Below are 10092 nucleotides of genomic sequence, written 5' to 3'. Positions count from 1 at the left end.
ATTCAAATGATTTGGGAATCCAGTTTGTCAACAGAACCTAGCAAAGCTCCTTTTGCTGGCCAAAGAAGGACAAGCCAGCGACGCAATGAACTCTTTCCACCAAAATGCGCAAGTTCTGAATAGGTTTGTCATTGCGCAATGCGTCCTCACGGATGGGGTTGTGGGAGCCGTCCGAAAGGAGGTCCGCAGGTTGTTTCCAGATGTAAAGGCGGAAGCCAATACCATCCTGGATATCCTGTCTCATGAGGTCCTCAAGCGTGATGTTATCGAGGGCGATAAGGTCGTAGAGGCGAAAGCGCGCATAAAAAAGGCCGAACAGAAACTGTCTCGGACCGCCAGTAGGGCGTTAGCACAAGCAAATACCAACCCCGAGGGCTGAATCAATTCTAAACGTCGTCCCGAAGGACTGCACCGTCCCAAAGCACGGACATTGTCTTCGGTGATCGCAATAACACCCAAAAGAGGCATTGGAAGCGCTTTCTTGCAGGCAGTGAAGGTTCTAACACGCCCAAGCGATGATCAAATATCTGCCTGTGTCCTTCAAAGGACGGTTTTGCTGCCGCCTTTCAGGTTATGGCTGAACGCGTTAGCCGCCGCATTTCGGTTGCTACCACTCAGAGTGCATTCTGTGCGGGATGCACCACCCCGCCTTTTAGGACATCTTGTCCAAGTCAGGCGGCAAAATGGACAAAAGGGTCAATACAAAAAGGAGGATGACGGCGCTCACCTCCACCAAGGTATGAAAACTGCTTTCCGGGCGGTGTTTGACGATCAGGCCATAGTCGCGATCCCACGGTGTTTGGCCCTCATTTTTCATGGTGTCATAGGCTAGGGCGAGTGTGATCAGGTTAAGCACTGGGATCATGAGGAAATAGGCGCGCGCAAAGATCGCAACCTCTCGCCTTAAGGCGAGCTTGAGACCCATCGGCTGGCCGTCGGGCTTGGTAACACGAATGCCAAACAGCCATTTGCCCAAAGTCGTTCCATAATAGGCCATAAAGGGGACATTGGCCAAGAAGCCGAAGACCGAGGTGATAGCCCCATATCCAACCAAGTTATCACGTTCCGTGACGATGCGCGACCAAAAGTTCAATGTATCTTGTGCAGATGCGCTGGCCAAATAGGTCCAAACGACAATCAAGACAAAGGCATTCACACTCAAGTCGAAGGTGCGCGCAAAAAAGCGCCGCCAAGCTTGGGAACTGGTATCAGACCCCGTATCGGCCTCGCCCAAACTTGAATTTGCCTCGTGCATGCCTGCCCTCGTGCTGTGGTAGTCGATAATAGGTTGCTTTAATCTTGGATTGCAATAGGTGAGGCGCTTTCTTGCAGGCTGTGCCTCTTCCAAAGCGCCCAAGTGCTCTAGGCATGTTGGCGCTCAAACTCAGTGCGAATGTTCTGGATCAGATTTTTGTGCTTCCAGAGGCCAAGGGTCGGGCGTCCGCCAGCTTGGGCGGGGCAAGGCACTTTGAGTGCAACATGTCTTGACGCCACTGAGTTGGCTGAAAAACTGGATGGCCGGCTTCAAGACAAGCGGAGTGTAACCTTGAATCGGTCTAGGTAGTGAAATCGCTTAGATCGTATTGATGGAGTTTGATACCCGAACCGCTTGCAGGCAACGGCATTCCAAAAATGGTGGGCGATACTGGGATTGAACCAGTGACCCCTGCAGTGTGAATGCAGTTCCCATTAGTTTGCGTCGGTTTGCTCGGTGCAGTGCTGCATTGAAAAATATCGTAAAAACATAGGATAAGTTGAGAACCAGACTTGCTAGGCTTTGCGCTATCATGCTACCAATTGAGAACCAGTGGGGACCATATGGGGACCAGACTCAAAAGGCTTAGGAAATGGCTGCGCGCGAACCCGGCAAAAAGCTGAGATTGAACAAGAGAAATCTTGATACGCTTCTGCCTGATCCTGAAAATGACTACGTGGTGACCGACACTGAGGTCAAAGGACTTCGGGTTAGAGTGAGGACTTCAGGTCGAAAGACTTTCGAATTCCGTTACCGTGCCTCACGAGGTCAGCGCCTTTATGTCATCGGTGACCTTGGAGCGATGACAGCAGACGAAGCAACGAGAGAGGCGACACGTTTGGCGGGGATCGTGGCCAGTGGAGGCGATCCTCAGGGCGACAAGTCCAATAAACGTCTAGCTGATGCTGCAAGGGTCTCAGTCGCTGAAGCAGCTTCGCTCTATTTAACCCTTGGAGCGCAGGATAAGCCGGACAAGCGGGCAAGTTCTTGGGAACGTGACAGGGTTGGCCTTGAGCGTCATCTGACGCCAATCCTCGGGTCAAAGAAGCTTGCCGATTTGACTAGTGCAGACTTGGCTAAGTGGCAGGCCGATGTAGCATCTGGGAGAACTGCCAAGACGCTAAAAACAAAGAAACGTGGGCTAGCGCGCATTTCGGGCGGCGTTGGGACAGCGGCGCGTGCCATGCTAACCGTTTCAGCTTGGCTTGAGTGGTGCCTTGCTCATGGCCTTGTCGCTGAGAATGTTGCTAAGCGCGTTGCACGTTACAAGACTGGCGGAAAGGAGCGCTATCTCTCTGAAGGCGAAGCTGCAGCAGTCTGGGATGCAGTAAACTCACTTCAGGCAGAAAAGGAAATTGGGGCTGATGCTGCCAATATTTTCCGGCTTCTGGCCTTAACAGGCGCGCGACGCGGTGAGATTGTCGGGCTTCGTTGGCCTGAGGTGGACTTGAGACGCGGCTTGCTTTTGTTGCCACCTCTAAGACACAAGACAGGCGGCGGTGCAAAACCAAAGGCCGTGCCTTTGCCATCTGAGGCGATATCAATCTTGTCCGCCATTCCTCGCAAGGGTGAATATGTCTTTCCAAAGTCAGACGGTTTGAGCGCAATCGAGCCTCCAAAGCGGGCTTGGGCGAAGATTTGGAAGCGTGCTGGTGTGGAGGGGGCATCGCCTCACACACTTCGCCATACATTGGCAAGTTGGGCGGTAGCAGACGGACAAAGCCTTGCGGTGGTCGGCAAAGTCCTAGGCCATTCACGGCCTCAGACAACGGCACGATATGCCCACTTTGCGGCTGGGGCTGGTGTGGAAGCCCTAGAGGCTGTTGCGGGGCGGTATATTCAAAAGAGGATCATTGAAGATGACGCAGAAGCCCAAGAAGCCCTCAAAGCCTAGAGATGCTGAGACGATAATTCATTCAGATCAAGGGGAGTTAACTCATTTTGAGCGCACGATTCTCGATTGGCGTGATAGGGGCTTATTGGATGATCCGGAACCCCGAATCGATGATCTGGCTGCAGGGCTAAATTGGCTTTTCCGGCACGATATTGGTCAACGGAATCTAAACATCGGCGATAAGCCCCCAGCGGGCTATCGTAAGGTGAAACGGGGCCATCGTTGGATTCTAAAGCGATATGCTGACCCAATTAATTTGCATCAGGAGCTTAGTTCTTCTCAGCTTGAGGTCCTCTTGAATGTCCTAACTAGGGCGGAACAGCTAACAAAGGCTGATACCGACCCGGCGCAATTGAAGGCGGGTCCTACGTCGATGTCGCGCCACACGGCTAACAGCGTTTACAGGCAGCACGGCCTCCCGAGTGTTTCAAAGAGATATGCAATAAAGGACCGCGCCGACCCTAGCGACATAAAGTCTTGGATACCCGAGGGCTGCGAGGAATGGGGTGCCTTAGGTCTGCCTAGTCCCGATAGGAAGGTAGTGAATTACTTTCTTCTCATGGATCAAGAGCGGTTACATGCGCCCCCGGCCGAAGGTGTGACAGTTTTTGAGGCGCATCAGCTTCCAGAGTTTTTCGGTTTCGATGTTGACAGTGTGGTTAGCGCGGCGGCGGATGTCCATGAAGCGGCTCTAGCGGTTGAGCAATTGGAATTTGCTTTTCCAAAGCCAAGTTTTGCAAAGATCGTGATCTGCTCGATGGGTCTGCAGGTTAAGTCCGGTATACTTGCAGATATGATCGCCAAGGCGGATCCAAGTGACCCAAAGTCTTTGACTATCTCGGAAACGGTAGAGGCGAGGCTGGTTGCAGTGCGGACATCGAGTAAGAACGGCAAAGCAACGGGCGGTGAAAACAAGAAAGAGAAGGAAAATAAGAAGGAAGTCGTTCTGGTAATCCTAACTACAGAGATGGCGACTCGAAAACTCACAAAGACGGAAGCTATTGATGCGGTTCGTAGGGAGTGGCCTTCTAGATGGAAACACAAGCCAAGAAACTTGGGGCACAAAATGGCAGAAAAATACATCGATGAATTGAGGCGTAGTGGTTTGATTCCAGAATGGAAATGAGGGACACAGGTGTGCGCATATTAGCCCCCCAAATGCGCACATATTGGTCTATGTGCGGTGGTTTGATTGCTTAATTTGCGGGTTGCGCCGGGCTGAAGCATTTTTTGACTTACAGCGGCTGCGAGGCTTTTAAGTCATGCAAAGCAACCAAGTTGAACAAATGGCGGGCAAGGTTTCTGACCACCGCAAATATCTAACCCCTGAGGGTGTTTATCAGGAATTCCATATCCCAGTTGCAACGTTGGCGACGTGGCGTTGTCGGGGCGGTGGGCCTGTTTTTACGAAGGCGGGCGCAAAGGTCCTCTATAATCGGGCAGATATTGAAAGCTGGCTGGTTCGCCGGGCTAACACTTCCCAGACCGTGGCGGCATAGTCATGGATCACATAGAAAACCCGGCAGCGCGGCTAGGCGCTCACCGGGTTGAGGAGATGATGCCAATTAATGACGCGGCGTCATCTTCTACCAAAAACGGATCAAAAGAGCAAGGTTCGCGAAAGGTCTCACGCCTTCGCAGGTCTCACTTTGAGCGGCCTTCTGACAGCTTTCCAGTTGGTCGGAGCCGTATGGTTTCGGTTGAACCAAACGGAAAGGGCGGCTGGTGGGCGTTGGAGTCCGATGAAGGCGGCGGCGCTGTTCTAAGCTGCGATGGCACAAAGCGCGGTGCGATAGAGGCCGCACTTGTTTGGGTCTATCAGTTTAATGCTGAAATGGAAGTGACCAACGATCCTACTGGGGGTGCGCGATGAACCTCCATGAAATAGCAAAGCGGCTAGGTGGTAAGGTTTCGGGCGTTAGCATTGTTTGCCCGGGTCCCACTCACTCCGCTAAGGATCGGTCCTTGTCGGTCCGGTTTAATGGGCCTTCAGACTTTGTGGTCACCTCATTTGCTGGGGACGATTGGAAGGCTTGCAAGGACTATGTGAAGGACAGGCTAGGCATTGCCGATAACGATTACCGACGCTCGGACGGCCTCCACCGTAAGGCATGGGCTGCAACGCTAGCGGCACAGCTTGCGGTCGAGAAAGCCGAACGCACGGCACAGCAAAGGGCGAAGGCGCTTGAGGTCTGGCGTGGCGTTAAACCGCTTCTGGGGAGCGTTGCAGAGGCCTATCTGGTCGAGGCTAGGGCGATTCCTGGAACGATTGTGCAACAGGCGGTGGGGGCTGGGAATCTGGCCTTCCATCCGGCGCTATCGTCCCTGTTTGGCGTGAAGTCTGCCTCCACTCACCCGGCAATGATTGCACGCGCAATTGACCCGGCTGGGGAGTTTGTCGGCATTCATGCGACATTCCTTGAGAGTGACGGCTCGGGGAAGATCCAAACCATAGGCGCCAATGGCAAGAAGATGCTTGGGGCTGGCTTCATGGGGGCAAGTGTCCGCCTTGGGTCCGGTCCTCAAGTGGTTCTCGCTGAAGGCTTGGAAACCGCTCTAAGCGCTAGCCACTTGCTCGGCCTTTCCCCGGTCGCGGCCTTAAGCGCTGGTGGTGTTGAGGCTTGGAGGCCTTGGGACGGCTTGGAAAGCATTATGCTGGCTGTTGATGTCGATAAGTCTGGCACTGGCCAGAAGGCCGCTGAAGCGGCTGCAATCTCTATCACACGTCTAGGGGCACGGGTCGCAGGCTTTGCGACGGCACCAGATAACCACAAGGACTTCAACGACACGCTGCGCGCACGCGCTGGCAAGCTACAGGAGGCCGCGCAATGAACGGTCCAACCATTATCCCATTTTCCCCAGATGCCGCTTGGCCAGTCCCTGAGGCGCTTAGCAATGCCCTTCACCCGGTCCCCGAGTTTGATCCTGATTTGTTGCCGGATGCCTTTAGGGATTGGGTCTGTGACATACAGGACCGGATGCAATGCCCAATGGATTTTCCAGCGGTCGCGGCAATGGTGGCGGCTGGCAGTTTGATCGGGGCTAAGGTCGGCATTCGGCCTAAGCGGCAAGATGATTGGCTTGTTGTCGCAAATGTCTGGGGCCTGATTATTGGTCGCCCTTCAAGTATGAAGTCGCCCTCAATGTCTGAGGTTCTTAGGCCACTCAGGCGGCTAGACGTGGAAGCCACTGAAGTAAATGCTGAAGCGGCTAAGGCCTACGCAAAGGCCAAACTCGCCTATGAGGCACGCAAGAAAGACGCGGACATTAAGGCGAAGGCTGCGCTTAGGTCAGACAAAGATGCTGATGTATCCCACCTCTACCCCAATGAACCAGCAAGGCCGCGCAAGGTCATTCGGATAATCAACGATGCCACTTATGAGGCCTTAGGGGTTGCAGTCGAGGATAATCCCAATGGCCTCTTGGTCGAGCGTGATGAAGCTATGGGCCTAATGACCCTCTTAAGGCGGGAAGAAAAGGCGGCGGATCGGGCCTTTTATTTGACGGGTTGGAATGGCACTCAGCCTCATAAGTTTAGCCGGATTATGCGGGGAGAGGTTATCCTTCCCAATGTCTGCCTTAGCCTCTTGGGTGGCACCCAGCCGGGGAAAATCTCTGAGTTCGTGCGGGACGCCAATAAGGGCGGGTCTCAGGATGATGGCCTGCTGCAACGCTTCGGGATGGCGGTCTGGCCAGATTTAGGCCAAGAATTCCATCAAATTGACCGCTATCCCGATAGCTTCGCCAAGACCAAAGCGAATGAAACGTTTGACCGCTTGGCCAATTTGACGCCTGAAAGCGTAGGGGCGACGCTAGAACCCTTTGCCAAGATTCCGTCACTTCGATTTGAGGAAGCGGCGCAGGATCACTTCTTGCAATGGCTTTGGGATGCTGAGAGGGAATTGCGGTCTGGTGAGTTAAGCCCGGCGCTTGAATCCCACTTTGGCAAGCACAAGAGCCTAGTGCCGCAATTGGCCTTGATTTGTCATGTTGTGGATGGCCATTCGGGGCCTATCGGTTTGACGTCTCTCTTGCGGGCATTGTCATGGGCCGAACACCTGAGAGAACACGCCAAGAGGCTCTATGGGGCTGCGCTTCATCCAGATCGGGAGGCCGCTAGGACACTCTGGAAACGCATAAAGCAAGGCAAGTTGGGTGATCGGTTTAGCACGCGTGAGGTCTATAGACCGCAATGGACTGGCCTAACGAATGCCACCGAAGCAAAGGGCGCTTTGGCTGTTTTGATGGATCATGGCTTGATTGTCCCTGAGATCGTCCAGACAGGCGGGGCACCTTCTGAGGTTTGGGTTGTTAATCCAAGAGGGTTGCTCCTATGAGCGGTCCTAGCGCCTTGGTTATGTTGAAAGCCCACTTAAAAAACCCAGAACCCCTTAGAGAGAACCTGACAGAACTGACAAAAGCCCCTTCTGTCAGTTCTGTCAGTGACCCAGCGGGGGAGTTTCAAATAAACGAAGCGCCCTTAGCCCCTGTCACGGTCGCCATCCCAGACCCGGAGCGGGAAGGGATAATGCGCTTTGGTGGTGGCTTGCCTGCATCATGGGCGCAGGTGTTTTCGGCACTTCACCCAGATCGACCACCGGAGGATTTAACTCGAGAGCAATGGCGGAAGCGCTTAGACGCCATCCTAACTTTCGGGGACCGATACGCCTATGACCTAGAGCGCCTTGGCTGGGACGTTGAGAAGCTATTTGCGGTGGGTCAGTATTGGCAAAGGCTAGATCATCGTGGCCTCGGCTGGTTTATCGCTGAGGCCCTAGTGGAAGGTGGCAGGGTCACAGATATGACTTGGCGGTGGGTGCGATATGAAACCAAACGCGGGGCAGGGCGGGCGATATGGATATAGGGGCGGTGCTAGGCCTGATTGCTGATCTCATGATAGTGAAGGGCAGATTTCCGCCAATCAGAGGTAGCTCAAAACGGATCATGATGACCAAAATTAAAGACTTGTGGCAACCAAGGAAAATGATATTCGATAATCTGATTGAGCCTTTGCGTATTTGTCGGCTTCTGTAATTTTTCGTGCTTGCTTAGGAGGCTAAATGTCTGAGCGTAAGGTCAAAATGAAACTTGTTATAGGCCAGTCGATTTCTCAATTGATCCACAAATTGTTGTCGTCGCCCTTGCTAGGTTTATATAGGTTCATCCCGTTTGGACATTTTGTTTATTATGATTTGCAGCGGGTCCAAGGTCGAAGATCTGCGGATCTAATTTTTGATGTGGGCGGGAATGTTGGTCAAACTGTCCGCGGCTTACTTCCCTATTTCAAAGATGCAAAAATTTTTAGTTTTGAACCCAGCTCGTGGGCTTATGCGTTACTCAGCAACTATGCCGCTGGCAAGCCAAACGTTGAAACGCACAAGCTTGCATTTGGCGCTGTAAGCGGCCAGCTAGAGCTTCAAGTTGGAACTGGGGACAATTCAGAGCTCTCAACACTTGTTCAAGGCTCTGGAAGGGATGATGTTCTGAACGCCAAAGAGCTTGTCGACGTCGAAACAATTGATGAGTTCTCAAAGAAAAATGGGATTGAACGCATAACCCTTTTGAAAATGGATGTTCAGGGATGGGAGCTTGAGGTGCTTGCTGGTGCAAGTGACATGTTACGCGCTGGGAAGATAGATTTTGTTCTCTCCGAAGTCGATTTTTCAGAGTCTAGCGGAGATATGGTTCCATTTGGCAAGATACATCATCTTATGATTCTCAATGACTATAAATTAGTTGGAATTTATGACCAATTTCGATGGGGAAACAAACATGAGTTATATTTTGCGAATGCATTATACGCTAAATCCGATCTGATAAGTCGGTAGGCATATATACAAATATGCTTCTTTCTTTTGAGGCTGTTTCAGGATGAGGCGAGGGTGCCCAAAATCTCTGGGATGGTCACCTCCGGACCGATGGGGTCCAACAACGCAATCGCTAACACAGTTTTCTCGGGCGCGTGGGGGTATGGGGTGACAGTCCAAGCCAATTTATCTTGTGATTTTTACGCGTTATCTTAAGGTCGCCCTAAAATTAAATGGGGCGAAAAGGTGGCGCGGATAACACTCTTGATTATGGCTTTTGCTTTGGCCAGTTGTGACACCCGACCAAACAATTGGAATGCATACGTTTATCCAAATGGAATTACGCAGAAGCCATTTATAATCCGGGGACTTGTGTCACATGCAGCGTGCCGCGATGCTGCCAAAGAAGTGATTTTCTGGCTTAAAGGGGATCCTTCAGAAGCGAGTTACGAGTGTGGCTATAAGTGTAAGCCACTCGATGGAGCCAATGATCTCGATTTGTGCAAAGAAACGCGGGATGATTGATTGTTTGAGGTTTAGGATACATGTCCCAGTTTGGTAAAGATCGTCACAAGCCTGAAGGGGTTTGGGTTCAAGCTAGTGGCGCGGTTTCGGTTGCGGGCGTCGGTTTCCGAATGGCTGAAGCGTTAGCTTTCGCAAAAGAAGTTAAGAAGTCAGAGGCTGCAAAGCTTTACTATGGCCTTGAAGTTGAGCGAGAGCCCTCTAACCCCCATGATCCCAATGCAATCAAGGTTTTTGGCATTGCACGCGTGCCCTCGCTGTTTGGACAAAAAACGACTAGAAGGCATATTGGTTATGTTCCCGCTGAGGAGGCAGGGTTGCTTTGCACACATGTGCTTGCAAATGGCCAAAAGATTGCGGCGGAATTGTATAGAGTTTATCTTTCCGATGAAAAATTCCTAGATATCAAAATGATTGCTTTGGCACCCAAGGGATACGGCCATAAGAAACTGCTTGAACTCGATAAGTGATATCAGGGCTATTTGCGCTATCAAATCAACGTTGCACACGACTTTAAATCGCTAGGTGGGCTTCCAAGTCTGCAAGCCATCGCGCGGCGTGCGTGCGCCCATATCTACTAGGCCGTGTGGACAAAGTGGATTCCCAAATCAGTT

At 52.1% G+C, this 10092-nt stretch carries 10 protein-coding genes; 9 read left to right on the top strand and 1 reads right to left on the bottom strand.

Annotation, left to right across the window (positions count from 1 at the left end):
• Nucleotides 1-652: 652 nt before the first annotated feature.
• A complete protein-coding gene (locus B7364_RS07095; protein WP_085339330.1) occupies nucleotides 653-1255 on the bottom strand; it encodes an RDD family protein in 603 nt (200 codons plus the stop codon).
• A gap of 592 nt (nucleotides 1256-1847) precedes the next feature.
• Here B7364_RS07095 and B7364_RS07085 point away from each other — a divergent pair.
• From B7364_RS07085 to B7364_RS07035, 9 genes are all read left to right on the top strand, one after another.
• Entirely contained in the window at nucleotides 1848-3149 is a 1302-nt protein-coding gene (locus B7364_RS07085) for a site-specific integrase (protein ID WP_085339329.1), read from the top strand.
• Nucleotides 3115-4275, top strand: a complete 1161-nt coding sequence (locus B7364_RS07080) for a hypothetical protein (protein WP_085339328.1) — start codon at nucleotides 3115-3117, stop codon at nucleotides 4273-4275. The genes B7364_RS07085 and B7364_RS07080 overlap by 35 nt, the downstream gene beginning before the upstream one ends.
• Before the next feature lie 136 nt (nucleotides 4276-4411).
• The gene (locus B7364_RS07075; protein ID WP_085339327.1) at nucleotides 4412-4648 is read left to right on the top strand and encodes a MerR family transcriptional regulator; all 237 of its coding nucleotides are present in this window, start codon (nucleotides 4412-4414) and stop codon (nucleotides 4646-4648) included.
• Between the two features lie 191 nt (nucleotides 4649-4839).
• Nucleotides 4840-5022, top strand: a complete 183-nt coding sequence (locus B7364_RS17855) for a hypothetical protein (protein WP_157893551.1) — start codon at nucleotides 4840-4842, stop codon at nucleotides 5020-5022.
• Nucleotides 5019-5981 carry a DUF7146 domain-containing protein gene (locus B7364_RS07065; protein ID WP_085339325.1) on the top strand — a complete coding sequence of 321 codons (963 nt, stop codon included), beginning with the start codon at nucleotides 5019-5021 and terminating at the stop codon, nucleotides 5979-5981. The genes B7364_RS17855 and B7364_RS07065 overlap by 4 nt, the downstream gene beginning before the upstream one ends.
• Nucleotides 5978-7486 carry a YfjI family protein gene (locus B7364_RS07060; protein WP_085339324.1) on the top strand — a complete coding sequence of 503 codons (1509 nt, stop codon included), beginning with the start codon at nucleotides 5978-5980 and terminating at the stop codon, nucleotides 7484-7486. The genes B7364_RS07065 and B7364_RS07060 overlap by 4 nt, the downstream gene beginning before the upstream one ends.
• Nucleotides 7483-8013, top strand: a complete 531-nt coding sequence (locus B7364_RS07055) for a hypothetical protein (protein ID WP_085339323.1) — start codon at nucleotides 7483-7485, stop codon at nucleotides 8011-8013. The genes B7364_RS07060 and B7364_RS07055 overlap by 4 nt, the downstream gene beginning before the upstream one ends.
• Nucleotides 8014-8209: 196 nt before the next feature.
• Entirely contained in the window at nucleotides 8210-8977 is a 768-nt protein-coding gene (locus B7364_RS07045) for an FkbM family methyltransferase (protein WP_085339321.1), read from the top strand.
• Between the two features lie 524 nt (nucleotides 8978-9501).
• Nucleotides 9502-9948: an HIRAN domain-containing protein gene (locus B7364_RS07035; RefSeq protein ID WP_085339319.1), complete on the top strand. Its 447-nt coding sequence runs from the start codon at nucleotides 9502-9504 to the stop codon at nucleotides 9946-9948.
• Nucleotides 9949-10092 lie beyond the last annotated feature (144 nt).

The organism is Aquidulcibacter paucihalophilus, assembly GCF_002105465.1.
Lineage (GTDB): Bacteria > Pseudomonadota > Alphaproteobacteria > Caulobacterales > Aquidulcibacteraceae > Aquidulcibacter > Aquidulcibacter paucihalophilus.
The sequence above is the reverse complement of the archived record's forward strand: the minus strand, read 5'-3'. Positions and strand labels throughout refer to the sequence as shown.

What these genes read in the sequence shown, in the direction of transcription:
- B7364_RS07035 (WP_085339319.1), top strand. Translation starts at nt 9,502, where the DNA reads ATGTCCCAGTTTGGTAAAGATCGTCACAAGCCTGAAGGGGTTTGGGTT.
- B7364_RS07095 (WP_085339330.1), bottom strand. Translation starts at nt 1,255, where the DNA reads ATGCACGAGGCAAATTCAAGTTTGGGCGAGGCCGATACGGGGTCTGAT.
- B7364_RS17855 (WP_157893551.1), top strand. Translation starts at nt 4,840, where the DNA reads ATGGTTTCGGTTGAACCAAACGGAAAGGGCGGCTGGTGGGCGTTGGAG.
- B7364_RS07045 (WP_085339321.1), top strand. Translation starts at nt 8,210, where the DNA reads ATGTCTGAGCGTAAGGTCAAAATGAAACTTGTTATAGGCCAGTCGATT.
- B7364_RS07065 (WP_085339325.1), top strand. Translation starts at nt 5,019, where the DNA reads ATGAACCTCCATGAAATAGCAAAGCGGCTAGGTGGTAAGGTTTCGGGC.
- B7364_RS07060 (WP_085339324.1), top strand. Translation starts at nt 5,978, where the DNA reads ATGAACGGTCCAACCATTATCCCATTTTCCCCAGATGCCGCTTGGCCA.
- B7364_RS07055 (WP_085339323.1), top strand. Translation starts at nt 7,483, where the DNA reads ATGAGCGGTCCTAGCGCCTTGGTTATGTTGAAAGCCCACTTAAAAAAC.
- B7364_RS07075 (WP_085339327.1), top strand. Translation starts at nt 4,412, where the DNA reads ATGCAAAGCAACCAAGTTGAACAAATGGCGGGCAAGGTTTCTGACCAC.
- B7364_RS07085 (WP_085339329.1), top strand. Translation starts at nt 1,848, where the DNA reads ATGGCTGCGCGCGAACCCGGCAAAAAGCTGAGATTGAACAAGAGAAAT.
- B7364_RS07080 (WP_085339328.1), top strand. Translation starts at nt 3,115, where the DNA reads ATGACGCAGAAGCCCAAGAAGCCCTCAAAGCCTAGAGATGCTGAGACG.